At 53.9% G+C, this 25,495-nt stretch carries 29 protein-coding genes; 13 read left to right on the forward strand and 16 right to left on the reverse strand.

All coding sequences use genetic code 11. From position 1 onward, the window contains the following. The 8 genes from L379_RS22275 to L379_RS22240 all read left to right on the forward strand — a co-directional run bounded on the left by L379_RS22275 (nucleotide 1) and on the right by L379_RS22240 (nucleotide 7,146). On the forward strand, nucleotides 1-654 hold the full coding sequence (locus L379_RS22275) for a hypothetical protein (RefSeq protein WP_006812468.1): 654 nt from the start codon (nucleotides 1-3) through the stop codon (nucleotides 652-654). A gap of 73 nt (nucleotides 655-727) precedes the next feature. Then, nucleotides 728-922 carry a hypothetical protein gene (locus L379_RS22270; RefSeq protein ID WP_013094846.1) on the forward strand — a complete coding sequence of 65 codons (195 nt, stop codon included), beginning with the start codon at nucleotides 728-730 and terminating at the stop codon, nucleotides 920-922. A 23-nt stretch (nucleotides 923-945) separates the two neighbouring features. Next, nucleotides 946-1,131, forward strand: a complete 186-nt coding sequence (locus L379_RS22265) for a hypothetical protein (RefSeq protein WP_001196016.1) — start codon at nucleotides 946-948, stop codon at nucleotides 1,129-1,131. A 67-nt stretch (nucleotides 1,132-1,198) separates the two neighbouring features. Then, nucleotides 1,199-3,295, forward strand: coding sequence for a peptidase domain-containing ABC transporter (locus L379_RS22260; RefSeq protein ID WP_032652074.1), 2,097 nt, complete (start codon nucleotides 1,199-1,201; stop codon nucleotides 3,293-3,295). Further along, nucleotides 3,292-4,041, forward strand: coding sequence for a hypothetical protein (locus L379_RS22255; protein ID WP_017694789.1), 750 nt, complete (start codon nucleotides 3,292-3,294; stop codon nucleotides 4,039-4,041). Before L379_RS22260 ends, L379_RS22255 begins: the two co-directional genes overlap by 4 nt. A 6-nt stretch (nucleotides 4,042-4,047) precedes the next feature. Then, complete coding sequence (locus L379_RS22250) at nucleotides 4,048-5,298, forward strand: HlyD family secretion protein (RefSeq protein ID WP_017693988.1); 1,251 nt, start codon at nucleotides 4,048-4,050, stop codon at nucleotides 5,296-5,298. 89 nt (nucleotides 5,299-5,387) lie between these two features. Beyond that, on the forward strand, nucleotides 5,388-6,167 hold the full coding sequence (locus L379_RS22245) for an MBL fold metallo-hydrolase (RefSeq protein ID WP_017693987.1): 780 nt from the start codon (nucleotides 5,388-5,390) through the stop codon (nucleotides 6,165-6,167). Nucleotides 6,168-6,192: 25 nt separating this feature from the next. Then, nucleotides 6,193-7,146 (forward strand): GlxA family transcriptional regulator, encoded by a 954-nt coding sequence (locus L379_RS22240; protein ID WP_017383650.1) that lies wholly within the window; start codon nucleotides 6,193-6,195, stop codon nucleotides 7,144-7,146. A 28-nt stretch (nucleotides 7,147-7,174) separates the two neighbouring features. Here L379_RS22240 and L379_RS22235 read toward each other — a convergent pair whose 3' ends face one another. The 4 genes from L379_RS22235 to L379_RS22220 all read right to left on the reverse strand — a co-directional run bounded on the left by L379_RS22235 (nucleotide 7,175) and on the right by L379_RS22220 (nucleotide 10,707). Next, nucleotides 7,175-8,263, reverse strand: a complete 1,089-nt coding sequence (locus L379_RS22235) for an AAA family ATPase (RefSeq protein ID WP_023295682.1) — start codon at nucleotides 8,261-8,263, stop codon at nucleotides 7,175-7,177. Nucleotides 8,264-8,409: 146 nt separating this feature from the next. After that, the gene (locus L379_RS22230) at nucleotides 8,410-9,369 is read right to left on the reverse strand and encodes a YbgA family protein (RefSeq protein ID WP_032652076.1); all 960 of its coding nucleotides are present in this window, start codon (nucleotides 9,367-9,369) and stop codon (nucleotides 8,410-8,412) included. A 102-nt stretch (nucleotides 9,370-9,471) separates the two neighbouring features. Then, nucleotides 9,472-9,882 (reverse strand): hydroxyisourate hydrolase, encoded by a 411-nt coding sequence (gene uraH / locus L379_RS22225; protein ID WP_017383647.1) that lies wholly within the window; start codon nucleotides 9,880-9,882, stop codon nucleotides 9,472-9,474. A gap of 99 nt (nucleotides 9,883-9,981) precedes the next feature. Continuing rightward, complete coding sequence (locus L379_RS22220; RefSeq protein ID WP_015570074.1) at nucleotides 9,982-10,707, reverse strand: MerR family transcriptional regulator; 726 nt, start codon at nucleotides 10,705-10,707, stop codon at nucleotides 9,982-9,984. A gap of 117 nt (nucleotides 10,708-10,824) precedes the next feature. Here L379_RS22220 and L379_RS22215 point away from each other — a divergent pair, with 117 nt between their 5' ends. Next, nucleotides 10,825-11,349 carry a lipocalin family protein gene (locus tag L379_RS22215; protein ID WP_032652079.1) on the forward strand — a complete coding sequence of 175 codons (525 nt, stop codon included), beginning with the start codon at nucleotides 10,825-10,827 and terminating at the stop codon, nucleotides 11,347-11,349. A 1-nt stretch (nucleotide 11,350) separates the two neighbouring features. On the opposite strand, the gene L379_RS22210 is transcribed toward L379_RS22215, so the two are convergent. Genes L379_RS22210 through L379_RS22185 form a run of 6 tightly spaced genes read right to left on the reverse strand, consistent with a single transcriptional unit; the run spans nucleotide 11,351 to nucleotide 17,386 of the window. Beyond that, nucleotides 11,351-12,358: a fimbrial protein gene (locus L379_RS22210; protein WP_032104015.1), complete on the reverse strand. Its 1,008-nt coding sequence runs from the start codon at nucleotides 12,356-12,358 to the stop codon at nucleotides 11,351-11,353. Further along, nucleotides 12,358-12,876, reverse strand: a complete 519-nt coding sequence (locus tag L379_RS22205; RefSeq protein WP_015570071.1) for a fimbrial protein — start codon at nucleotides 12,874-12,876, stop codon at nucleotides 12,358-12,360. Before L379_RS22205 ends, L379_RS22210 begins: the two co-directional genes overlap by 1 nt. Further along, nucleotides 12,867-15,392 (reverse strand): fimbria/pilus outer membrane usher protein, encoded by a 2,526-nt coding sequence (locus L379_RS22200; protein WP_032652082.1) that lies wholly within the window; start codon nucleotides 15,390-15,392, stop codon nucleotides 12,867-12,869. Before L379_RS22200 ends, L379_RS22205 begins: the two co-directional genes overlap by 10 nt. Nucleotides 15,393-15,415: 23 nt before the next feature. Continuing rightward, nucleotides 15,416-16,093, reverse strand: coding sequence for a fimbrial biogenesis chaperone (locus L379_RS22195; protein WP_032104018.1), 678 nt, complete (start codon nucleotides 16,091-16,093; stop codon nucleotides 15,416-15,418). Between the two features lie 53 nt (nucleotides 16,094-16,146). Continuing rightward, a complete protein-coding gene (locus tag L379_RS22190; RefSeq protein ID WP_015570069.1) occupies nucleotides 16,147-16,731 on the reverse strand; it encodes a fimbrial protein in 585 nt (194 codons plus the stop codon). 52 nt (nucleotides 16,732-16,783) lie between these two features. Beyond that, nucleotides 16,784-17,386, reverse strand: coding sequence for a helix-turn-helix domain-containing protein (locus L379_RS22185; RefSeq protein WP_015570068.1), 603 nt, complete (start codon nucleotides 17,384-17,386; stop codon nucleotides 16,784-16,786). 834 nt (nucleotides 17,387-18,220) lie between these two features. Between L379_RS22185 and L379_RS22180 the strand changes: the two genes are divergently transcribed. Further along, complete coding sequence (locus tag L379_RS22180; RefSeq protein WP_032652084.1) at nucleotides 18,221-19,009, forward strand: winged helix-turn-helix domain-containing protein; 789 nt, start codon at nucleotides 18,221-18,223, stop codon at nucleotides 19,007-19,009. Between the two features lie 146 nt (nucleotides 19,010-19,155). Here L379_RS22180 and L379_RS22175 read toward each other — a convergent pair whose 3' ends face one another. Further along, nucleotides 19,156-20,136, reverse strand: a complete 981-nt coding sequence (locus tag L379_RS22175; RefSeq protein ID WP_001575870.1) for an IS5-like element IS5 family transposase — start codon at nucleotides 20,134-20,136, stop codon at nucleotides 19,156-19,158. Between the two features lie 73 nt (nucleotides 20,137-20,209). Between L379_RS22175 and L379_RS22170 the strand changes: the two genes are divergently transcribed. The 3 genes from L379_RS22170 (at nucleotide 20,210) to L379_RS22160 (ending at nucleotide 22,305) form a co-directional block, all read left to right on the forward strand. Next, nucleotides 20,210-20,689 carry a hypothetical protein gene (locus L379_RS22170; protein ID WP_032655497.1) on the forward strand — a complete coding sequence of 160 codons (480 nt, stop codon included), beginning with the start codon at nucleotides 20,210-20,212 and terminating at the stop codon, nucleotides 20,687-20,689. Nucleotides 20,690-21,042: 353 nt separating this feature from the next. Beyond that, entirely contained in the window at nucleotides 21,043-21,813 is a 771-nt protein-coding gene (locus L379_RS22165) for a GlxA family transcriptional regulator (protein WP_223230145.1), read from the forward strand. Between the two features lie 48 nt (nucleotides 21,814-21,861). After that, the gene (locus L379_RS22160) at nucleotides 21,862-22,305 is read left to right on the forward strand and encodes a GNAT family N-acetyltransferase (protein ID WP_032652089.1); all 444 of its coding nucleotides are present in this window, start codon (nucleotides 21,862-21,864) and stop codon (nucleotides 22,303-22,305) included. 32 nt (nucleotides 22,306-22,337) lie between these two features. Here L379_RS22160 and L379_RS22155 read toward each other — a convergent pair whose 3' ends face one another. The 5 genes from L379_RS22155 to L379_RS22140 form a co-directional block, all read right to left on the reverse strand. Then, a complete protein-coding gene (locus tag L379_RS22155; protein WP_223826524.1) occupies nucleotides 22,338-22,925 on the reverse strand; it encodes a hypothetical protein in 588 nt (195 codons plus the stop codon). After that, entirely contained in the window at nucleotides 22,922-23,287 is a 366-nt protein-coding gene (locus L379_RS24715) for a tlde1 domain-containing protein (RefSeq protein WP_071992867.1), read from the reverse strand. The genes L379_RS22155 and L379_RS24715 overlap by 4 nt, the downstream gene beginning before the upstream one ends. Before the next feature lie 9 nt (nucleotides 23,288-23,296). Further along, entirely contained in the window at nucleotides 23,297-23,782 is a 486-nt protein-coding gene (gene tssD / locus L379_RS22150; protein WP_032652094.1) for a type VI secretion system tube protein TssD, read from the reverse strand. Between the two features lie 263 nt (nucleotides 23,783-24,045). Continuing rightward, nucleotides 24,046-25,074: a virulence RhuM family protein gene (locus tag L379_RS22145; protein WP_071992868.1), complete on the reverse strand. Its 1,029-nt coding sequence runs from the start codon at nucleotides 25,072-25,074 to the stop codon at nucleotides 24,046-24,048. Nucleotides 25,075-25,132: 58 nt separating this feature from the next. Next, nucleotides 25,133-25,474, reverse strand: coding sequence for a SymE family type I addiction module toxin (locus tag L379_RS22140; RefSeq protein ID WP_006812446.1), 342 nt, complete (start codon nucleotides 25,472-25,474; stop codon nucleotides 25,133-25,135). Nucleotides 25,475-25,495: the final 21 nt, after the last annotated feature.

Raw genomic sequence — 25,495 nt, forward strand, 5'->3', positions numbered from 1 at the left:
ATGACTGGAAAATTCCTGGCTATTTTTGCAATAAATTGCTTCATTTCCACAGGGGCAAATGCTTTAATTATCGAAAGTCTGAATATTGATTTTCTTCCCGAAAGAGAAGTTGTTTTTCAGCCGATAAAAAACGATACCAGCGAGCGTCAGAATTATACCGTTTCGCTTATTCAGGTAGACGTTCCTAAAGAGAAGGGAAAAGAAACCGAAATAAAAGACGGCGAAGTCATGTATTCGCCTAAGCAATTAACGCTGGGGAGCGGTGAACGCGCGGGTTTTAAATTTTATTATACCGGCCCGCATGACAACAAAGAGCGATACTATCGCGTAAAATTCACCGAGACGCCGCTCCAGGCAAAGGTTATCACGCGCAAAGGCCAGCGCATCCAGTCGGATGTGGTGGTCTCGCTTGAGGCTATTTTGATTGTCCGTCCATGGACACGACATTTTGATTATGCGTTTAGCAACGGGGTGGTGAGTAATACCGGGAATACCTATTTTAAATATGTTTCCTCGGTCGGGTGCAGTACGCAATACAACAATTCAAAATATATTCCGCCGGGGCAACGGCTGGAAATAGATAATGCCGGGCAGGCTGCAAGGCGGATGATTATTTATGGCAATAAAATCATTCCGCTTACCACCTGCCCGTAGCAACCGCTTTCCTTCATAAAAGGAAATTAGCCTTTAGCATCATGCTAAAGATCCATCACTACAGGAGATAAAAATGAAAGCGATTTCATTCGTAGAAGCGAAAGACATTATCGGTGGCGCGTTAAACCCGTTCGCTGGTCTGGTTAAAGGTGCACAGCTGGGTTACGACACCGGCGCAAGCATCATGGGCATGGTTGGCGGTGTGGTTGGCGGAATTCTGGGTGGCGCAATGGGCTTCCTGGGTGCGCTGGTTGGTAGCTACAACTAATTCACGTTAACAGGAAAAGACTCATGCAAGTTATTGATTTCAAAAAAGCACAGGCCATCATCGGTGGTTGGGATCCGTTTGCTGCCGCTATTCAGGGCGCAAGCGCGGGCTATAACGCGGGCAGCCAGATGTTAGGCGCGCTGGGCGGCACCATCGGCGGCGTGTTCGGCCTGGTGGGCGGCTTCATCGGCGGTTTCTTCAGCGCCTAAGCGAGAAGCACGTTGTACGCATGGCCCGCATTGCCGGGCCATTTTTTTATTTCAGCCACGGATCATTATGTTTTCGCTCTTTCAGTATAAAAAACAGGGTAAGACCCCTGTTATTCGCCAGCATGAATTTACCGAATGTGGACTGGCCTGCCTGGCGATGGTGTTGGGGCACTACGACCACCATGTCTCCGTCAGCCAGCTGCGCCGGGAGATTTCCGTTTCCGCCGATGCGGGAACCTCAATGGCGGAATTGATGACCCTTGCCAGCGATAAAAATATGTCTGGCCGGGTGCTTAAAGGCGAAATCACTGAAATAGAAACGTCTGAGCTGCCGCTCATCGCCTTCTGGCGCGGCAACCATTTCGTGGTCATCGTGAAGATCGACAGCCGCAGCGTGACCGTTCACGACCCCGCCAGCGGCGTGCGTCGTTACCGTCTGAAAGAGGCGGAAAAACTCTTTTCCGGCTATGTTCTTGAGCTTAAGCCCACGCCGTGCTTCAAAAAGAAATCCCCGGATGAAAAGCTCACGCTTGGCCGGTTAGCCAATAAATCCCCGAGCCTGTTCCAGCGCCAGCTGCTGCTGTTTGTGCTCTGTATTTTTACCCTCATCACCATGCTGGCAAGCCCCACCTACGTGCAGCTGATTATGGATGAGGCCATTTCCCGCAGCGACAGCGATCTGGTGATCCTGCTCACCGCGATCTTCGCTATTGTCTTTATCTTTGAAGTCATCGGTAAATTCCTCAAGCAGCTGCTTGAGATCCTGATGCGTAACATTGCCTATGACGATTTAAGCCAGTCCGTGCGCCACTACATGCTGCGCACCCAGACCAGCTGGTTCCGCTCGCGCCCGCCGGGCATCGTGCTGGCCATTGAAAAATCGCTCCACGCCTGCGCGGAGTTCATCAGCAATGGTTACGTGCAAATTCTCTTTTCCAGCCTGATCGCCGTCACCAGCCTGCTGTTTATGCTGCTGTATAACGTCAAAATTGCGCTGCTGACGATGCTGCTGATGGGCGTGTTTTTCCTGATCCGCTTTTCGCTGATCGGCCCCTATCAACGCGCGGTGGATGACTCCATCGAGCGCACCGCCCAGTATGAATCCCTGCTGGTGGAGACGCAGAAAGGGATCATTACGCTCAAAGCGAACAATATGGAGCAGGCCCGGGATGCGGTGATGGACAAATCACAGCGTGAGCACATCGCCGGGCTGATGCGTAAAGAGCGGCTGCTGGCCCGCTTTGACGTGGCTTCGCTGCTGGTGATCAATGCCGAGCAGCTGCTGGTGGTCTGCTTTGGCGCGTGGCTGATCCTGGAAGGGCAGATGAGCATCGGGATGCTTTACGCCTATATCAGCTATAAGCGCTATTTTTCCGATGCCATGGTGCAGGTGGCGCAGAAGCTGCTGGACAAAAATGCCCTCAAGGGGCCGCTGGATCGCGTGGGCGACCTGCTGTTTGCCCCCTCTGAAACCAGCCAGTTTGGGAAGCGGATTGTCACCTCGCCGGTCTGTCTGCAATTTGAGGATGTCTCATTTGCCTATCCTGGCCGGGAGGCCACGCTACAGCATATCAATATGACCCTGAAGCAGGGCGAAGAAGCGGTGATTGTGGGCCAGAGCGGGTCGGGAAAAACCACGCTGCTGCGTCTGATCTCCGGCATGTTGCTGTCATCGTCTGGCACGCTGCGGATCAATAAGATCCCCATTGAGGAGTGCGATCTTTCCTCGCTGCGTCAGCACATCCGCATCGTCCATGCGGACGATATTCTCTTCACCGGCTCGATTCTGGACAACATCGCCTGCTTTGACAGCGCACCGGATAAAGAGCAGGTCATTGCCGCGTGTCGGCTGGCGGAGGTGGACCACGTCGTCGCCAGGCTGCCGCACGGCTACGAAACGGAGATGCTGCCGGGGAACACCTTTTTCTCTGCCGGGGAGATGCAGCGTCTGGTTCTGGCGCGCGCCCTGTACAGCCAGCCTAAGCTTCTGCTCTGTGACGAAGTGACGGCGAACCTGGATAAAACGACCGCGCAGAAAGTGCTGGCGAACCTGCGTAGCCTGGGGATTGGCCTGGTGTTTGTCACCCACTCGCCGGACGTGGTGGGCTGCCAGGGGCGTCTCTATACCATGGAAAACGGCACCCTGCGGGAGAGTGAGCAATGATGTTTCTGCCGCGTCTCTATGCGCGACTCTGCGCGCGCCAGGCCGGGCGCACGCTGCTGGCAAACCGGATCACGCAAAACTACAGCCAGTTTATGCGCTGCCCGGAGACCGATGTCCCGGCTGATTTTCTGCATCAGAACGCCCATGAGCTGAGCGGGTTTAACTTCGTGGAGCAGATCTTCCCGCCCGCGCTTTGGGCGCGCAACGTCCGCTTCGATCTGCACGCGTACGTGGCGCAGTGGACGCAGGAGCAGGCGTTTTACAGTTCATCTCGCACCCTGCTTCTGGGAATGCGCTGGGCGGGCTTTGGTCTGATCGTGGATGCGCTGCTCGCCACCGCGCCAGCCGATGTGCGCTTTCAGTTTATTACCCGTCACCCTGCGCTGCATAAGCTAATGGCCGCGCACGAAGGCCGACGCGCCAGCTCGTTTTTCGCCCCTCACCGCCTGGTGACGGTGCTGCTGATGGACGAACGCCTGCCGGATGCGCCGCTGTTCTCCACCCAGGCTGGGGATCAAAAGGCGTGGTTAACGGATGTCTCAACGCGGTTTTTATCGCGCTATGGCTACAGCGTCCGAACGCTGCTGCCGATCTGTTCGCTGCACGCGGCGGAGTTTGGGCTGGAGAGTCAGGCGTATGCGCCAGAGGATTACCGTCAGGCCGCCGCCGACACGCTGAACGCGCTGCGCAAAACCCCCACGCTCTGGAGTGCATGGGACGATCTTTCAGTGATTTATCATGGATGACATATCGTGAAATTAAAAAACCGAAGCCGACAGCGGCGGGCGCTGATCCCGCATCATTTCTCAAAAAGCTATCACATCAACGCGCCACGGCTGAAAGCCGTGCTGACCTTGTTCATCACCTTTTTTCTCTGCCTGCTGGTCTTTGCGATTGTCTTTAACTTTTCGGAAACCACGCTGGCACGCGGGGTGCTGATCCCGGCGCAGGGCGATGTGGAAGTCCGCGCCCGGGAGTCCGGTACGCTTGTGGATTTTGCCGTACGGCCAGGTCAGTACGTGAAGGAAAACGATCCGCTGTTCACCGTGTCACAGGACTATGGCGGCAAGCAGGGCTCGGTGGTGCAGTTTGACCGCCAGCAGATGGAAGCGGAGAAGAAGCGCAGCGAGCAGCGCATCCAGGCCATTGAGGACTCGATTGCGTCGTATCGCAAAAATCTGGCGCAGCAGCTGGCTCTCACTGACAAGCAGATCGCCGTTTCCCGCGATAAGGTGAAGAAGCTGCGCGCGTTGTTAAAAAACAGCACCGACACCTACGAGGCGTGGAAATCCGTCTCCGGGAAGGGCTATGTCTCCAAAGTGGATCTCGATAAAAGCCACAACGATGTGCTCAATGCGCAGCTCAACCTGACGCTGGAGGAGAGCACTATTCTTGAGCTTGAGGCACGAAAAACCAGCCTGACCGACAGCACCCAGTCGCAAATTGACTCTCTGAGCGAAGAGCAGCTGTATGTGAAAAACCGCATCAGCGAAATTGACCGCAACCTGTCCAGCCGGGGAAGTTCCACCATGGCGATGCTGGCCCCTTCCGATGGTTACGTGGTGGCGATTAACTTCCCGCCTGGCCGGGCCATTACGCAAAATAGCGAGGTGGTAGTGGTGATCCGTAAAAATACCGCGGCGACGATGGAGGGGTACCTGTATGTTCCGGCAACGGGGGTGGGGCGCGTGGCGAAAGGCGATAAGGTCAAGCTGCGCTTCGACTCGTGGCCCGTAGACAAATACGGTTCCGTGGAGGCGACGTTGTCCGATTTCTATGAGGTAAACATTGATGCCCATTCGGCGCTGATCCCGCTCCAGGAGGGGCAGAACTACTACCTGGCTAAAGTGCGCGTCCCCTCCTGGTTTACCGACCCGGACAAGAAAAAGCGCATGCTGATGGGCGGAATGACGGTGAACGCCGATATCGTTATCGATCGTAAGCCGCTTATCAATCTGCTGATTGCGCCGCTGGAAAGGGTACGCAAGCGGTTTATCGATTGACCCGATTTCATCGATCATCGCCCTTTAGCCCACATTCTTAACGGCACCCTGGGGCTATTCTCCTTCTCATACCAACCGGAGGATAGCCCATGAACATTACGCAAATTCGCAATGCCACCCAGCTGATCACTTACGCGGGAAAACGCTTTTTAATCGACCCAATGCTGGCGCCAAAAGGCACTTATCCGGGTTTTCCCGGCACGGCGCGGGCTGATATTCGCAACCCGATGGTCGATCTTCCCGTTGACGTTCAAACGCTTCTGGATGCTGACGCGGTGATCGTCACCCATACCCATGCCGATCACTGGGATCAGTACGCCGTTGAGCTGATCGCCAAAGGCAAGCCGATCTACGTGCAAAATGATAGTGATGCCGCGCTGCTGCGCAGCCAGGGATTTACCAACCTGACGATCATGACCGGGGAAACAACGTACGGCGATATCCGGATAGTGAAAACCCACGGCGGCCAGCACGGTACTGACCGCGCTTACGCCGTGCCGGAGCTGGCAGAGTTTCTGGGGGAAGCCTGCGGCGTGGTGTTCCGTCATCCCGATGAGAAGACGCTTTATATCGCAGGGGATACCATCTGGCGCGATGCGGTGGCGGCCGATCTGCAAAAGCACCAGCCGGATATCGTCGTGCTCAACGCCGGTTACGCTCATGTCATTGGGTTTGGGCCGATTATCATGGGGGAAGAAGATCTGCTTAACGTGCATTTCCTGCTGCCGCAGGCGAAAATCGTGGCGACCCATATGGAAGCTCTCAACCACTGCCTGCTGACCCGCCGCGCGCTGCGCGAGTATGTTGATGCCAACGAGGCAGGTGACGCGGTGAGCATTCCCCAGGACGGCGAAACCGTTATATTCTGACTGTTAAAGGGGACAGGAGAGACAGATGCCGCTTATTAACGTTGCCATTGTCGCGGTGGACGGGTTTAGCCCGTTCCACTACTCCGTCCCCTGCATCCTGTTTGGCGACACGGTATCCGGGGAAAAGCGCTTTAACGTCACGATCTGCGCTGAAAAACCGGGATTCCTGAACTCGAAAGACGGTTTTGCCCTGCATGCGACGCAGGATTTTTCCGCGATCGCATCGGCTGAAATTGTGGTTGTACCCTACTGGCAGCACGTTCTGGAGCGCCCGCCTCAGACGCTGCTCGACAGCCTGGTTCAGGCCAGAGACAACGGGGCGGAAATTGTTGGGCTGTGTCTGGGATCATTTGTGCTGGGCTATGCGGGCATACTCAGCGGCAAACGGGCCGCCACACACTGGGAGTTTGAACGCCAGTTCCAGTCGCTATTTCCGGACGTCCGACTGGATATCAACGCCCTCTACGTGGATGACGGCAATATGATTACCTCGGCGGGTACCGCCGCCGCGCTCGACTGCTGTTTGTACATCATCCGTCAGCGCTTTGGCAGCGTCGTCGCCAATCAGATTGCCCGCCGGATGATCGTCCCGCCGCACCGAGAGGGCGGGCAGGCGCAGTTTATTGCGCAACCTGTGCCGAAAGATACCCGTGATGGGCGGATTAACTGTCTGATTGACTACCTTCAGCAGCATATTTCCGAACCGCATAACCTGGACTCTCTTGCGGAAGTGGTGTCGATGAGCCGGCGCACGCTGACCCGCCATTTTATCAAGGCGACGGGCATGAGCGTTGCCGACTGGCTTACCGCCGAGCGCCTGCGGCGCAGCCAGATCCTGCTGGAGTCCGGCAACCTGCCAATCGAAAATGTCGCCGGGCAGGTGGGGTTTTTATCAGCGGTGACGTATCGGCAGCAATTTAAGGCGCGCTTTGGCGTCAGCCCGGCGGAGTGGCGCAAGACGTTTCGTACTCGCCAGTAGGCCAGGTAAGCGTAGCGCCACCTGGCAATTACCCCAGCCTCTCCATCCTCGTCTCCCCCTCCGCCATCGACAGCTGATACAGCGAAAACGATCGGTGCTTCTCAATCAAATGCGCCAGCTCCGGCGAGTGGCTGGTGAGCCAGATCTGCGAGTAGCGGCTGGCCTCGGCAATAAGGCTTGCCAGGGCGGGCAGCATCTGCGGATGCAGGCTGTTTTCCGGTTCGTTGAGGGCGATGAATGCGGGAGGCCGCGGGCTTAACAGCGCCACCGCCAGGCACAAAAAACGCAGCGTGCCGTCGGAGAACTCTGCCGGTTCCAGCGGTCTGCTCAGCCCCTCGCGCTGCATCATCATGCGGAAGCGCCCGCCGGTGTTGTCGCTGTAAAACACGCAGCCGGGGAAGGCCTGGTCGAGAATGCGCATCAGCAGCAGCTCGTCGCCAATTTCGACAATGGTCTGAAACGCGGCGGCCAGGTTCGCGCCGTCGCTGGCCAGCACCGGGGAACGAAAGCCCACCTGCGGCGCACGGATCGCCGAGCCGGATGAGACGGAAAACTCGTGATAAAATCGCCAGTTACGCAGGGACTCGCGCATCTGCGAGACTTCGGGGTAGAGGTGCGGTTCACCGAGCTGACCGAACACCGACTCGTTCTCATACAGCGTACCGCTGTGGGTCACTTTTTCGTGATGCACGTTGTTCAGGAATACCGCCTGATTCTTACGCTTCATCAGCTGTGACGACGGGCGACGGTGCTGTCCGCCGAGCCAGATAGATTCCTCCTTGATCACCGGATCGAGCTGAAACTGTGAGGGGTAGGGCAGCTTTTCCACGAACCCGACCTGAAGCTCATATTCATAGGTTTCCGTTTCCACCGCCAGGTTCATGCGTCGTAGCTGGTCGCTGCGGGTTTTGCCCGCCCAGAACACTTTCAAAATTCCCCCCTCGTTCGCCAGCGCCTGGGAGAATTGCCCCTGCGCCGCGCTGTGCATCAGGTAAATCGCTTTATAAATATTAGATTTTCCGGTGCCGTTGGGGCCGAACACGATATTGAGCTGTTCCAGCTCAAGCGACATATCGCGAATTGAGCGGTAGTTCTGAATATGCAAATTTTTGATCATCGGGGTACTCCGCTGTGCACGCTTAACCTGTACAGAATTACAGTATTTTACGCTGAGCGCAAAAAAAAGACGACAGTGAGGGTGTCGTCTAAACGGGGTACTGCTTTGGGCCTCTGTGGGTCAACAGGGCCTTCGCTTCTTTCTTATCAGGTAACGGCCAGACGCAGACCCAAATCATCAGGATAGGGATCAAAGTAGTTTTGCGTCATCAGATACCGGTCAGGGTATTCAGCCAGATAATGCTTCAGCAGCGTCAGCGGCGCGAGGATCGGCAGCAGCCCGTCCCGGTAATGCAGGATCACATCACGCAGTTCTCCACGCTGGCGGCTGTTCAGCTGGTTACGGAAATAGCCCTGAATGTGCATCAGCACGTTAGTGTGATTCTTCCGCGAAGCGGGTTTTTTCAGAATGGTCATCAGCTTGTCGCGATAGGCCACGAAAAACGCGTCCAGATCGTCCCACTCGTGCAGTGATGCCACGAACGGGCCAATTTCACGGTAGCCTGCCTGATGGTGCGCCAGAAGCTGAAGCTTATAGCGGCTGTGAAAGTCCAGCAGGGCACGGCGCGTCAGGCCATTTTTACGCATTACGTTCAGTTTGTGGAGAGCGAAAACGCGCTCAACAAAGTTTTCCCGTAGTACCGGATCGTGCAGGCGACCGTCTTCTTCGACGGGCAGCCAGGGGAAAGTTTCAAGGAGGGCGGCGGTGAACAGCCCGACACCCTCCTTGCGGCCCCGGTTGCCGTTTTCGTCGTACAGCCGCACGCGCTCCATGCCGCAGCTGGGGGATTTTGCACAGACGATAAAACCCGCCAGATCGCCGATTTTCGGCAGATAATCTGCCGTAAATGCGGCCATCTTCTGCGTGACGTCATCGTGCGGCGCTTTGCTGAACCGCATTTCTGTCTCGCCGCCGGTGGTCATCACCAGACGCAGCGCCGGACGAGGCGTGGGCAGGCCGATAGCCATTTCAGGGCATACCGGACGGAAAGCGACCCACTGCGCCAGCTCATCCATCACAAAGCCCATACGCTTATGCCCGCCGTCAAAGCGAACGGCGGAACCGGTCAAACATCCGCTAATACCCAGCACAGGTTTTGTTGTCATGGTGTGCACCTCCCGATCTCATACCTAAAAGTTACACAACAATGCGTATTTGTCCAAGTACTGGCGGGATTATTTTTAAATCGTCTTTAAAATCAAGAGCAATCAGCTGCCCTTGTAGGTTGAGTAACCGTACTGGCTGAGCAGAAGCGGGATGTGCAGTTTTTCATTGGTGCGGGTGACGGTGAACAGCACCGGCACTTCCGGGAAGAAGGAGTCCAGCTTTTTACCGTGGAAGTAATCGGCAGTTTTGAAGGTCACTTTATACACGCCAGGCGCCATATCCTGATCCTGCGGATAGAGCGATTTGATGCGCCCGTCGTGGTCGGTTTTACCGCTGGCAATCGGGGTCCACTTGTCCTGCTCCTGCTTCTCCAGCGTGACGGCCACATCCGCTGGCGGCATACCGGTTTGCTGGTCCAGAACGTGGACGCTCAGGGTGCCTGCCGGGGCGCTGAACGCGGCAGGCGCGAAAGCCATTGTAGCCAGCATCATCAGAGGGAGTGTCTTTTTCATCGTGTTTTCCTGTTGAGTTGTCGGTGACAGGAAAACGTTAGCACTCGCTGTGCGAAAAAATATTCAACTTTTCGTGAAGATTGCCTCAGCAGAAAATAATCAGAGGATAATCACCTCAAGGGAAACCTGCTGCTGCCACTGCGCAACCTGCTTTTTCCGCACGGCGGTAAGTTTACCGCTGGTGACCAGCAGCCATTTGCGGTCCGGGAAAATTTCCGGGGCCAGCGCGGCAGGGGGAACCGGCAGTATGTCGATGCGGTGGCCCTGGCCGGTGCGCGTCAGAGCTTCAAGCCAGATCTCACAGGGGTCGTTCAGATGCCAGCCGCTGATGAGGATGTTATCGCCCGGCGCTTTTTTATCGCCCTCAAGGCAAAACGAGGTATAGGCGATGAGGATGCCGTCGAGGATCTCACGCAGCGTCATGGCGGCGGCGACGTTGGCCGATATCTGGCTGCGCAACGGACGCAGCACGTTAGTGACCAGCTCTGGCCTTGGGTATTCGCGTCCGGCGTCGTAAATTATCTGACGCAGGGACTCAATTTTCCCCTCCTGCAACTTTTGCAGCATGGCCTGTTGCAGGGTTTGCCAGTTATTGGCGCGGCGCGGCGCAGGGCGTTCCAGCAGTGATTTTACCTGACCGATGGGTACGCCTTTTTTTACCCAGTCGAGGATTTTCAGCGCCTGCTGAACGTCCTCATCGCTGTACAGGCGGTGACCGCCGTCCGTACGCTCGGGTTTGAGCAAGCCATAGCGTCGCTGCCACGCCCGCAGCGTGGTGGCGGTGATGCCGCTGAGTCTGGCGAATTCGCCGATGGAGTAAGCCATGTCTGCATCCGAAGAGAAGGAGTTGTCTCAATATACTACGAATATTCCCCGACGGGATGAAGCGCCGCACGGGTGCGCTACACTTAACGTCCAACCGCGTAAATGAAAGGAGTTCTCATGAGGCTATGGCCTGTCGTTACCGGTGTCGCCATTGCGCTGACGCTGGTTGCCTGTAAATCTCCCACGCCGCCGAAAGGCGTGCAGCCCATTACCGGCTTTGATGCCAGCCGCTATCTCGGCAAATGGTATGAAGTCGCCCGACTGGAAAATCGCTTCGAGCGCGGTCTGGAACAGGTCACCGCGACGTACGGCAATCGCAGCGATGGCGGTATCAGCGTACTGAACCGCGGCTACGATCCGGTGAAGAAAAAATGGAATGAGAGCGAAGGAAAGGCGTACTTTACCGGCGAACCGACCACGGCTGCGCTGAAGGTATCGTTCTTCGGCCCGTTCTACGGCGGCTATAACGTGATCAAGCTGGATGATAAGTACCAGTACGCGCTGGTCAGCGGCCCGAACCGCGACTATCTGTGGATTTTATCGCGCACCCCGACCATTCCGGATGCGGTAAAACAGGACTACCTGAACACCGCACGCGAGCTGGGCTTCCGGGTCGATCAGCTGGTGTGGGTGAAGCACTAACCTACTGATACGAAAAGGTGATGCTTGCCAGGGCGTTGGCCGAGCCGGGGACCAGTTCACCGGTTCGGATGTACTGCGCCTGGAACGGCAGGGACAGCGTTTGTGCCGAGCTGGTGGTCTGGATGAAAAACTGTCCCGTCGTACCTGCGGACGAGCTGTCCGGTCCCATCATCAGCGGCCCGGTACCGTTATAGAAAAACTGTACGCCAATGCCGGAGGCCGTGGAGTCCCCGGTCAGCGTCACGACCGACGAGGTATTTGACGGTGTGGTCTGATCGGTCATCACTGCGTTAACCGCCACGTTCTCATCGCAGGTCAGGCTGACGTTAAACTCCCCCGACGGCGAGGTGCTGCCTACGCTGGGCAGCGTGTGAACATCAATGGTGCCCAGGTCGACGTTGGCGCTTTTTGTGCCTACCGTGCAGCCGCTTGCCGTCACCGTGATGGTGGTGGGGTTGATGATCACCTGCGCGGTTTTCACTTCGTTGTTATAGGCCGTCAGGATCGCCGCGTTAATGGTCGGGGTCTGGTATACGCCGGATTTCAGCGGAACGCCGGTCTTGATAAACGTCACTTTTGCCGACCAGCCCAGTGCGGTGGCGTAACCGTTAGTCCCATCGGCCGGATAGCTCTGCGTAATGCCCGTCTGCATCGGGACATAGGTGGTGCCGTTATAATCTTTAAGCCCAAGAATGAAGCCGATGCCGGGCACGCCCGTTTCAAATACCATGTAATTTGCGCCATCAAGAATAACCGTGATGCCGGTGGCGGTTATACTGCTGCTCGGCTCCAGCGTCCCTTTGGAGCAGGTAAATACCAGGCCGCACCAGAACACTTCCGAGACGCTCGCAGAGGCGCTCCATTCAGAGCCGATCGTCTTTCCAGGCACGATGGAGTCTGCCGGGCCGGACCACGACATAGGCGTTGGCGAAAGGGTGATATCCGATGTCCAGGAGAGGGCAAGTGCCTGAGAGGACATGAAAAACAGGGCTAAAAACAGTAAACGCATTATTGATACTCCGTCGTCCAGGTTGCCACTGCCGAAACGTCTCCGGCATTGACCGGCGCACCCGTGGCGGCCAGTCGCGCATAGAAGGTCATTTTTACGCTGTCATCCCCCGCCGCGCCGTAAGCAGCGGTTTGGGTGTCCAGCGGGATAAGTACGCTGTCTTTATCCAGAATCTGCACCGCCACGCCGGTCGCGCCGCCGTCAGCGACTTTCAGAAGCTGCGGGTTCTCGTCATCCGGCGTACCGCTGAAGCGGATTTTCACGCCAGCAAAGGTGGGGCCGCACGCTTCAAGGGTGAGCGTGAAGGGCGTTTTGATATTGCTGACCGCGCCCGCCTCGCTAAATTGCTTCACGCCGAGGGTGCCCAGCGGCACGTTTTGCTCCTTCGAATCTTCCGAGACAATGCAGGTATTGCCGATCACGTTGCCGGTCACGGAAACCAGCACGTCATAGCCGCGCGCGGGAACGGTGATGAACATCAGCAGGATCAGGGGGAGGAACCGGATGGTTACTGACATATGACCTCCTGGGAATAAAGCCCGGTGCGGGCGTGATAATTCTGCGGGTTCAACGCATAGCGGATCGTGCAGCGCTGGGCGCTGTTGCGCCCCCATACGGCATGCAATGTTCCCTCCGCTGACAGGCCGGTCAGATACACGCTGCCGCCGTCGCCGACGATACCGCTGGCTTTGTCATCCTCTGACGAGACCAGCGTGCCGAAGGGGAGCACGTCTTTAGCGTGACGTACGATAAACATCGCTTTTGCCCCCTGACGCGTGGTGAGGGTGGCGCGAACCAGTGCCCCGTCGGTGGGGATTTTATTGGCGATGGCGTTCTCAAGTTCCACGTCATTGCCCACGGTGGTGACATCCAGCGCAACCTGATTAACGCGATACGGCGTGGCGTACGGGATCACCGCATAGCCCCGGCTGTCGGTTTTGATGCCCTTGTGGTTGAGCACGGCGACATGGCTGGCGCCCGGGGCTTTCACCAGAATATTGGTGTTCCCGAGCGGCTGGCTCAGCGTCAGACCATCCTCATGCAGCACCGCACCGCCGCTCATCCCGTAACTGAGGTTGCGGGAGTCACCGGCGTAGCTGTAGCCCAGGTTATAGTCTCCCCACGCGCCCTCGTATTGCAGCGCGGCATCGCCGCCGTAGTGCTGCTGCGCGCTGTAGCGCTGGTTGACGCTATAGAAAAGATTCTCCTGCCCCGGCAGATAACCACTGACACCGGTACTGGCGGTGGTGCCAGCGGGATCCGCATGGGTAGCGGTAAAACGGAGACGGGTCGACAGCGCCGGGTTACCCAGCGGCACCGACAGGGACAACGCGAGGATATTGTCTTTCTTGTTGTCGTACAGGCCAGAGCTACGCTGGGCGCTGATGCCAAGCGACAGGTTACGAAACGTCGCGTTCCACGCGAACTGCAAACTTTGCGTGGTTTTTGACGTATTCCAGTAGGTTTGTTGATCCCAGGACAGCGACAGCGCGCCGTATTCGCCCATCGGCTGCGACAACAGCAGCTGATTTTTTGCCTTACGCGACATATGCAGGTTGTAAACCGTGTCGTAGTGAGTGGTGACGGTGCCATCGTCTTCCACGGTCTGTTTTGGCGCTCCGCCCGCCATGCCTTTGTAAGTGGTATCGCTGAGGGTATAAAACCCTGCCGTTGAGTAACGCAGCGAGAAGAAATTGACTCGCGTACCGATATCGTTCAGCAGCTTGCTGTACCGCAGGCGCACCGAATCACCGGTGTAGTGCTGGTTATCAGCCAGCTGGCTGCGGGCATGGGTGAGGTCGAGGGAGTAGGCGCCAAAGCGGCCGAGATTCTGCCCGATACCGAAGGCCAGGCCGTTGTAGCGATCGGAAAACTGCGCCCCGCCATAAAACGTGAGGCCGTATCTCCAGCCCAGGAACAGCTCGCCCTGCGCGAAGGAGGGCGAGATCTGATTGCCCGCAGGGCGGTATTTCCCCGCCCCCAGAGCATATTTGACCTGACCGTTACGCACCAGATTCGGCACGCTGGCAAAGGGCAGGGTGTATTGCGTCTGGCTACCGTCGCTCTCCTGAATGGTGACCGCGAGATCGCAGCCGGAAGAGGTCGGATAGAGATCTTTCAGCACAAACGCCCCCGGCGGAACGGAGGTTTGATAGATGACGTTACCGTTCTGGCGAACCGTCACCGTGGCATTGCTGCGCGCGATGCCACGCACTTCGGGCGCGTAACCGCTCAGGCTGGCGGGCAACATATTGTCATCGGTCTTCAGGGCAACCCCACGCAGGCCAACGGCGTCAAACACCTGCGATGAGGTGAACGTTTCACCGGCATAAACCTGGGCACGCAGGGCGCGGATATCCCGCTGTAGCCAGGTCTGGACGTGGGTGAGCTCGTTACTCTCTTTGGTCCACGTGGTGAAATCACGCAGCCGCCATGCGCCCAGGTTGGCGCCGCTGTTGAGGCTCACAAACAGCTGTTGTTCCCGCGTGCGCGTCTCGCCCCGGTAGTCATTATTCGCGCCATTGACCACATAGTTCAGCCACGCGGCAGGGATGCCGGACTCCCAGCTCTCCGGGCTGACGTACCCGCGCGGCAGAGCGCGCATCGCGCTTTGCGGTACGGTGAAGTTGAGGGTAAGCGTCCTCTGGTCAAAATCAAACCGGGTATCGGCGAATGACTGGGTTAAAAAAATGCAGCGCTGCGCAGGCGGCAGCTCACCCCCTTTAGCCTGACGGCTGTCGATGCCAAGTGCGGCGAATTGCGCAGGCGTAAGGCACGGCAGGGCTTCACCGGCGGTGTTTTCAGCGACGCGAAACGTGACGTTACCTGTGAACGCGAACTGGGTGTTGATATACACGTTAAGATTGTACTCGCCCGGCGGCAACGCGCTCCCGGCGTTGACCCAGGCGAGATCGGCGCTGTTGGCGCGCTCGCCGTTGAGAAACGCAGGATTAAATTGCAGCTCGCTTTCGGCAGCCACGGCTTGCCGAATCACCAGGGCGATCGCCGTGGCGCACAGGATTTTAATTTTCATGTGGTCACGCCTTACTGTTTTTATTATTGGGACAATGACGTGCGGGTAACGGGCGTCCAGGCGCCATAATCGTTAATCGTCTGGTAGCTTAAGCTGCTCGCATGGCTGAAGGTGTCTGCCAGCGTCACGCTGGATTTCGGCGGTACCATGACGGGCGACACCGGCCTGCCATCAATTTTCACGTTAATGGTGGTGAGGTAATACGGCGTTGGGTTGGTCAGCGTGACCTTGCCCGCGCGGTAGGCGCCGGCAAGGTTTTTCCATGCCTCCCCTGCACCTTCCCTGAGCCGCTCCGGGCGATAAAAGACCTTGATGCGGTTGGCAGAGGCGAATTGCAGCGAATTGCCGGAACCGTTTTTAACCTGCTGTGGGATAGCTTTGACCGTCATCCAGTACAGCGTCTCGCGATCGGCTGGCAGGGCGTCGCCGCTGAACATGATTTTCACCGCGCTTTCGCTGGCGGGCTTCATGACGTACAGCGGCGGCGTGATGACGAAGTCGTTGGTACGGCTCCCTTTCTCGTCTTCCATCCAGGACTGGATCAGAAACGTGGCATCAGGGTGGGTATTTCTTACCTGCATCATCGTCTGCGTAGCCGCGCCGGTGTAAATCAGCCGCGTTGCGCCTAACCCCACGCCGCCTGCGTACACGGCGGATGAACATAACGTGCCAGCCAGACAAATCCATGTGTTTACGCGCATAGTGCGTCTCCTGAAAGCTGAGTCAGACCCGGCCAGCAGACCGGGCCTGAAGATTACGAATAGGTCACGGTGTAGGTGGCGACCGCGCTGGCATCACCCGCCGTGGCGTTGCCCAGTGGGGAGTAATATTTCGCGCTGAAGTTCAGGATGTTCGCCCCCGCACGCAGGGGGATCGCTGCTGCCGGCTCACCCAGCCTGACGACGTTGCCCTGTTCGTCATAAAGACGGATAGCGACATGCTGCGCCGAGCCCGCGCCGCCGTTTACTCCCGCGGCCAGGCTATTCACATCGGTACTGTCCGGTGTACCGGTGAAGGTGATAGCCACGGTCGTTGCGGCAATAGGGTTATCTTCCGTGGACGCGGAGGTATCGGCGATTTCGCAATCTTCCAGGGTGATGGAGAAGGCTTTTGCGGTACTGGCTTCACTGCCTGCGGCAGCCAGCGTGGCGGTACGCACTTCACCCATGTCGACGTCGATATTGGCGCTACCGGCGCTGATGGCACAGGCGGAGGTCACCACTTTACCGCTGAAGTTAACCGTGCCGCCGCTGGTGGTGGCGGCCAGTGCTGAGCCCGCTGGCAGCAGGGCGGCAATGCTTAATGCCAGCAGAGAATGGCAAGTAAGGCGTGCTTTCATTTCATAGTTCCTTGATTTTTTTATTACGAGATTTGCTCTGAAAGCGGCAGGTCTAACTGGTTAAAAAGACCAGCAAATCTGTCTTATTCCTGAGCCCGAGTTTCCTTATCGCTGAGCTTTTTAAGGCGCTCACGCGGCGATAAGAAAGTTTCTCCAGTTCTGCGATGTAACGTATATCCAGTCCGTTCCTGAGTTCCTTTAATACCCTCCTTTCTCCAGGCGTCAGCGATAACGCCGCTGGCTGCTTTTGGGGTCGATAATGGCTATCGACCATTTTTGCTAGCTTTATCCGCCACTGATAAACCGTGTTCTGTAGCGAGATATAGGCATCAATATCTTCCCGGACCCATAACAGGGAATGGGCAGAGGTTGAGTAAAGGCAGATAATCACTTCAGGCTGCGTGACTTTGATTTTTTTTAAATATTTCAGTGAGTCATACCCTGTATGGTATTTCTCTGCGCCGGATATAAATAAGATATCGATACGAATCGACGACAGCGCCTTATCCAGTTCCTGATAACCTCCTTCGATGATAATGATGTGAAGGTCGTCGCGGATGCTGCTTAATAACGTTTTAATGCCGTTTCTTGCATAATGATCGCCGCCCATCAGTGCAACAGTTATATGCTGTGTTATTTGGCTATTGTTCGTCATGTTATTCCTCGATTTATAATAGTAATCAGGCGAATTATTTATAAGGTTATCGCCAGTATTCTCGAAGCAATGACGTATTGCATACTGTAGGCCTACTATACGTCGGCCAATAAAGAGGTAATCTGAATTAATCTAAAATTGTATTAATTACTAAGATCGAGACCGGTTACGACGCTTCCCTCTGATTGGTCTTATTCCGCTTCGCTTTCTGTAAATTATGATAGCCGCTATTTTTAATGAAAATTTAGCTTTGATAAATGTTTTGTAAGGAGTTTGTCGTCTGGTGTCAGTGCGGGTGTGAAGTTGCTGACGGGGAATAACAATTTACGAATGTTATCATCGATAAAAACTGATAGAAAGGTGGCTTAAAAGCATACAAAAACCATGTAAGTTATTGATACTGGTCAGGTTGAGAAAACTTAAGGCTTAAGGGTGCTGAATATTTTAGACACGCATGTCCGTGGCGTACAATGTTTTTTTATGTAGATATTTGTCAATGTCAAGAGGCGAGGAGTGCGCCAAAAGATGAGGCCCTGATAAATGAGATGCTGCCGGTAGTCAGATACTTCTGTGGAGCGGAAATTCACTTCACAAAACATCATAATGAGGATGATCGCGGATGAAGCGGCTCTGCAAGCCGCATTCTACAAGGGTTGAGTTCTTATGCAGGTTCAGTGAAGCTTAAGGGATGAAATATAAATTAAGATTTTTCGCCAATGGCGAAGATATACAGCATGACGTTAATCAGTCACATTAATCCCGACGTGAATGTCATCCCATACATGCGGTGACCCAGGTTCAACATCTGTTAACCGGAGAATTCATACTGCCCCTATGCATAAGCATTACATTATAAATAATATCGTCGAATTTCATCCTGCGGCCAGCACGTTACGTGATATCAACAATCCTGACCGTGTGGTTGTGTTAAATTCGCCAGCAGGCCGATGCCTGTTGTTATTAATCGACAGAGCGGGGTCGATTGTCACTCAGCAAGAGTTCCTTGATATTGTCTGGCAAAGCCGCGGCATGCTTGTCTCCTCCAATACCTATTACCAGAACATCTCCATCCTGCGCAAAGGGCTCAAAAAGATTGGTTTTGAAACTGACCCTATCGTTACCATTCCGCGGATTGGGTTGACGCTGGCAAGCGACACGCAAATAACCGTCAGAGAGTCTTCACCCGTCGCGCCTCAACCCGCAGAGGGACAATGTGTGGAGGCGCCAGCGATCGAGGAGGTCTCTGCATCCTCCGAGCCAGCAACGCCCGTTGCCAGGAAGCCCACGCGCTGGCTGGCTGTCGTCATGGGGCTATTGATCGTCCTGGCCGGGGCAGGCGTGACGGGATATATGAACGCCACAGAAAACCGTTTTGTTGAGGATTACCGTTTTGCGGCATCCGTCGGAGCCTGTCGCGTTTATCTTGCGAATGACATTCAGACTCACGCTGAACGCGCTTCAGCGCTGACCTATGTGGAACAATTCAAGGCTGAATGCGCGCAATATCCCTGGGTTTACATCAGCTGGTACGCTCTGCTTCCTCGTGCGTCGGTTATTCGCTGCGACCGGCCAATGAAAGAGCCGAACCGCTGTATATCTGATTATTTCCTGAAGGATAGCTAGGGAAGGTGCGAATAAGCGGGGAAATTCTTCTCGGCTGACTCAGTCATTTCATTTCTTCATGTTTGAGCCGATTTTTTCTCCCGTAAATGCCTTGAATCAGCCTATTTAGACCGTTTCTTCGCCATTTAAGGCGTTATCCCCAGTTTTTAGTGAGATCTCTCCCACTGACGTATCATTTGGTCCGCCCGAAACAGGTTGGCCAGCGTGAATAACATCGCCAGTTGGTTATCGTTTTTCAGCAACCCCTTGTATCTGGCTTTCACGAAGCCGAACTGTCGCTTGATGATGCGAAATGGGTGCTCCACCTTGGCCCGGATGCTGGCTTTCATGTATTCGATGTTGATGGCCGTTTTGTTCTTGCGTGGATGCTGTTTCAAGGTTCTTACCTTGCCGGGGCGCTCGGCGATCAGCCAGTCCACATCCACCTCGGCCAGCTCCTCGCGCTGTGGCGCCCCTTGGTAGCCGGCATCGGCTGAGACAAATTGCTCCTCTCCATGCAGCAGATTACCCAGCTGATTGAGGTCATGCTCGTTGGCCGCGGTGGTGACTAGGCTGTGGGTCAGGCCACTCTTGGCATCGACACCAATGTGGGCCTTCATGCCAAAGTGCCACTGATTTCCTTTCTTGGTCTGATGCATCTCCGGATCGCGTTGCTGCTCTTTGTTCTTGGTCGAGCTGGGTGCCTCAATGATGGTGGCATCGACCAAGGTGCCTTGAGTCATCATGACGCCTGCTTCGGCCAGCCAGCGATTGATGGTCTTGAACAATTGGCGGGCCAGTTGATGCTGCTCCAGCAGGTGGCGGAAATTCATGATGGTGGTGCGGTCCGGCAAGGCGCTATCCAGGGATAACCGGGCAAACAGACGCATGGAGGCGATTTCGTACAGGGCATCTTCCATGGCACCGTCGCTCAGGTTGTACCAATGCTGCATGCAGTGAATACGCAGCATGGTCTCCAGCGGATAGGGCCGTCGGCCATTGCCCGCCTTGGGATAAAACGGCTTGATGACAGCGGTCATATTCTGCCATGGCAGAATCTGCTCCATGCGGGAGAGGAAAATCTCTTTTCGGGTCTGACGGCGCTTAGTGCTGAATTCACTATCGGCGAAGGTGAGTTGATGGCTCATGATGTCCCTCTGGGATGCGCTCCGGATGAATATGATGATCTCATATCAGGAACTTGTTCGCACCTTCCCTAGCATGACTCGTTTTCGGCAGATGCTGTATATCATCGTGACGGGCCTCGTCACCGCAGGCGTGCTGACGGGCTATTACCTGTGGCACCGAACTTACGTTCAGCCTTTTTCATGCCAGGCTAATCTGGTACAGCACCATCCGGATGAGACGCTGACGGTCTGGCTGAATTACACCTTCGACGGGAAACTCGGCACCCTGAGCATGAATGGCCGGGCAAAGAGCGATCCGGGTAAAACCATTGACAGGAAAATTTCCTTTCGGGTGGAGAGACAAGATCATCTCTATTTGCTGGCGTCAGAAAAAAATATGACGTTCCCGGACGATAATGTCGAAGACAGCTGGCTGGAAAAATATGAACCGCAATTCTTTGTCTATCCGGGCAAGAGTATTTATATGCGGATCAATGAACAACATAATGGTAACTATATCTTTACCTTAGGAACATTACCGACATATGTGTGTCGTGGTTCAAAAAAAGAATGATATAAACGAGAAAAACATTATATTTTCCTCCCGTCTCATTTATGCTTGATTTAAAATATCAGGATTACCTTAGAAATAAAAAGTGCGACAGATCATGTTGCGATAATGTAATTAATTTTAAATTTGGCAAGTAAATGAAAAGTGTATTTGACTCCTCCGATGGGGGGAAATCAGTACCGGAAAAGTGTCTGCATATTGGGTTGATATTATGGCCCCGTTATTCACTCCTGGCCGTCTCCGGGTTGCTGGAGGCGCTGCGTTATGCAGCGAAAGCTCAGGATAAATTAGCATTTAAAATCAGCCTGATAAGTGAATTTCCTGATATCCCGATTATCAGCAATGCGGGGATTATCATGAGACCGGATTCCCCCCATGCGCCGCCGGACAGTTTTAACTATCTTGCTGTTATCGGCGGTGAATTGCAGTATCTGGACTTAGGGTATCAGGGGGATAAAGCGTATCTGGCACATGCCCACCATGCCGGGGTTCCGCTCATTGGCATTGGCACCGGCAGTTTTGTCCTCGCACAGGAAGGATTGCTGAATGAACGACGAGCGTCCATCCATCCTTTCCACCTTGATGCATTTCGGCAGGCTTTCCCGCTGGTTTATGCTGAGCAAGGGTATGATTTCATCGACGATGGCGATGTGCTGACCTGCCCGGGCGGTATTTCCACCCTGACGCTGGCAACTGAGCTTATCCGCGCCCATGCCGGGGATGATATCGCCAGCACCACCTGTCAGCGTTTGTCGCTCGTTCCGCATGAAATTGCCACCCCGCGTCCGGCGAATTTTGCGCTTATCCCTGACTCGCGGTTGCGCCGCGCCGTCATGCTGATAGAACAGTTCCTGACCCGGCCGCTCACCACCGCCGGGCTTGCGCGAGAAGTGGCATTGAGTGAACGCCAGCTCAACCGTCTGTTCCACGCAGAATTCGGCAAAACGGCCCGCGAATTTATCCGCAGCGCCAGACTGCGCTATGCTTGCTGGCTGCTGAAGAACTCACAGCAAAGCGTGACGGATATTGCGCAGCGGATGGGGTTCAGCGACTGCGCGCACTTTATTCGTCATTTTCAGACGGAGTATGGTTGTACGCCTGGCGTGTGGCGCACGTCGCAGAGCTGAATATCATTACATTGCTGCCCTGAAACTTTACTCAACCGGAATATCATCATGAAAATAGAAGCCGCACACCCCTCACAATTTGAACGCCTCGTCGCAGTCTGGGAGTCGTCCGTTCGCGCCACGCACCGCTTTTTGCAGGAAAGCGATATCGCGGCGCTGCGTCCGTTATTGCTCAACGCATATTTGCCTAATCTCAGGGTTGTGATTGCCCGGGATGACGTGGGTATTATTCACGGCTTTTTGGGCGTGGATAAAAATCGCATTGAAATGCTGTTTGTGGATGATGCGAGCCGGGGGAAGGGTATCGGGAAAATGCTGCTGCAATATGCCATCGCAGAATTCGGCGTAAATGAAGTGGATGTGAACGAGCAGAATCCGCAGGGGGTGGCGTTTTATCGTTATATGGGGTTTGAGCCGGTCGGGCGCTCGGAGCTGGACGGGCAGGGGAATCCGTTTCCGCTGTTGCATATGCGGTTGAGTGGACAGGCTTAACGCCCTCTTCTGTAAAAGAGGGAGCCTGCAAGCTAGTTACTGGTTATTTGCCCGATAATTACGCCGCGCAATTTTTCGCCATCAAAGTAATACGAGACCGTATTACTCTGGATGAATCCATTCTGTACTGGCGTCTCCTGATAAAAAAGTATCGCTTTCTTTTTGGCGATCCCTTTCTTGCCGAATATTTCAATTAGATTCCTGTGAGTAGCATTCAACAATGGAACATTCGCGACTGAGACGCTGACAGGTTCCGTTGTTTTAGCACACTCTTTATGGATGCCATCTTTGGCAATAACTAGCGCAGTTAACAATCCTGCACCCATTTCGTTATCAGAAATGAACCAGTAATTCGTGCCATCGTCGTCATGAAGGCAGACCCAGCGTGCTGAGCTGTCTTTGTTAACTGGTGTGCTGGTGATATCTGACAGGTGAGTAACCTCCATTCGTACGGCTTGCTTGCCTATAGCGATGGTCGGTGAAAGGGGCACTGTTGTAGAAATTTCCGTCAATGATCCGTCTTCATCGTAATACTCGGTCGCGAAGCCGGTCATTTCCGTTGCTGAGACGTGCGAACTGACTGCAACGAGTAATGGCAATAAACAAAATAAACGCTTCATTTGACTATCAATACCGTATCGTTGCTTTTCCAGATACTCCTTATGGCACTCAGAGGAGCAATGATGCAGCCCTCTGAAGAGTCGTCAGGGTGCAAACTGCTTTTACCATGTATTTTAAATGAGTCTCTACCACACATCTCATTTGTCGAGTAGGGCGTGAGGCTGAGAGTATATTTCCCGGTGTGGGCTGAATTATGAGGGGAACCAATTGTGTATTTCCCTCGAGGTAGAGGCCCACTGTTTTTTACACATTCTTGAGATGGATCGTTTTTGTAACCACTTGCTCCTGCATAATCTGCATCGAACTGATAAACACCATCAAGATAAAATTTGTGCTCTTTTACATCATATTCCCAGGACATACTTTCTCCTTAAGCGCGTTCCTTCCAGGTATCAGAATGAATGATGTTTCCATCTATGTAATGCCATGTTATTTTTTCATATGTTAGATCTACATATTCACAATGTGTATAGCGTTCGTTTCGCGGTAGTTTAATGTCAAACATGAGTGGTTCAATTTGAACTACTCTTGCATTTTCTAAAGTTGTCTTAAAGTAAGCCTCTTCAAGTCCGTTATAGTTGATTCTGTAAAATATGAACTCTGCTTTTTTAAGTGTTTGCCCAGTGCATAAGGCTTTGTATAGATAAGAGGATGATGAATCAATCTCTTTCATGAATGCATAGGTACTACAAATGCGTTTTGCAGTGATTTTACCGGAGAATTTATCTATAGGTTGTTCTATAGAGTGCATAAATTCAATCACTTCTATTGAACCTTCGCGATATTTTATATCGACAGAACCATTAATCCTCCGGCCTGAATCATCCTCGAGCCATAAGTAAACAGGTATAGCCATCTCAATCTCCTTTTATAGACTGAGGGAAACTACTCTTCATAATGGATTTAAATTGTGACTTTCATTTCAAAACAGGAATGTTAAAGAATTTCGGTTGGTTTAATAGAAAGTTGTAGTTGCGAGATATGGATGGTATCAATTGACGTTTAAAAATTTATAAGGTTGATTTATGACTATTCTTCCATCGCAAGAATAATAGTCACTAAAAAAAGCATCAAATATTGAAATGATGAATATCATTGAATAATGAACCTATGCCGGGATTAGCGCTTAGCCTGCTTATCCCATTTTAATAAGCTGGCGATATCTTTCTTACCTTCGGCTTCTTTCAGCAGGCGCTGCTTTTTTTCAAACTCGAGGTATTCTGAGCACGCCTTTTCATCAGCCGTTTTCTTGCTGATTTTGCCTGCTCCTTCTAAAACGTCCCGGTCATTAAATTGCAGAAACTGATCGAGCTTGGTTTGCCAGTCTCGTAAAAATACCTGCTTGCGGCGTTTGGCCTGATCTTCGGCAAAATCGAGCCACATATTAACGACGCGATTAAGCTCGCTCACCTCATCCTGAGACAGATAATTTTTTGCGGTGGTGACATCGCTTTTACGGACTTCTTCGCATTTATAGCTGGTCAGCCCCATATGCGGTTGAGTGGCGTCCGCACGTTGGTGAATCAACTCAGCAGCGGTGTGCCCAGTGCAGGCAAAATGCAGTTTATTCTGGATGGTCTGAAAGAATTGCGTGGTTTCTTTGAGCGACGGCTGATAGTCAGCAGCTAATGCGAAAATCTCCCTCACGCGAAGATAGACCCGGCGTTCGCTGGCACGTATATCGCGAATGCGTTCCAGCATTTCATCGAAATAGTCAGGGACGGCGGAAGATCCCACAGGCGGATTTTTCAGGCGCTCGTCGTCCATAACGAAGCCTTTAACCAGGTATTCCTGGAGCGTTTGGGTGGCCCACTGGCGGAACTGCGTACCTCGCGTGGACCGGACGCGATAGCCGATGGCGAGAATGACGGGCAGGCTAAAGTATTGAACGTTATATACTTTACCATCGCTGGCAGTTGTTCGGTAAAACCGAACAACTGAATTTTCGACCAGCTCACCCTCATCAAAAATATTCTTGATATGCCCGCTGATCGTAGCTTTGGCTTTGCCGTATAACTCACAGATCGTGGCCTGTGAGAGCCACAACGTATCGCTTTCGAAGCGGCATTCAATGCGAACTTTTCCATCCTTGCTGGCAAACATGACGAACTCACCGGCTGGAGAATTTATTAATTCCTCATATGTCATGCTGCCTCCGCTTCATAAGGTTGATGCCTGTAAGCTCGTAGTATGCCAGAAACAGCCGCTAAGCCAGGTGGTTTGTATTTGATTTTGCGAGTCGCTTTCCAGCATGCGGAATTTGGATCGCTGCAAGCGCGTCCTCTATCTCAATAAGCTTTGCTTTCGTCCGTTTATAATCATCTTGCAAACGCTGCTCCTGCTCGTTATACGCCACCAGAACGATGCATCCTTTCATGACCTTTACCGTGACCTGCTGTCCGGTATCAAACCCCGCTGCGCGCAACCACTTACCGGAAAGGATGATTTTCGGCGTGGATTTGTCGTAAACATTCGGGCGGTATCCCACAATTAACGAACGCTCGGTTCCGGATTGGTCGGTGTCTGGGGTAGAATGCGAATCAGCCATAATCAACTCCTTGATAGTTGG

Origin of the sequence: Enterobacter sp. MGH 33 (genome assembly GCF_000534535.1) — a bacterium.
Classification (GTDB): Bacteria; Pseudomonadota; Gammaproteobacteria; order Enterobacterales; family Enterobacteriaceae; genus Enterobacter; species Enterobacter hormaechei_C.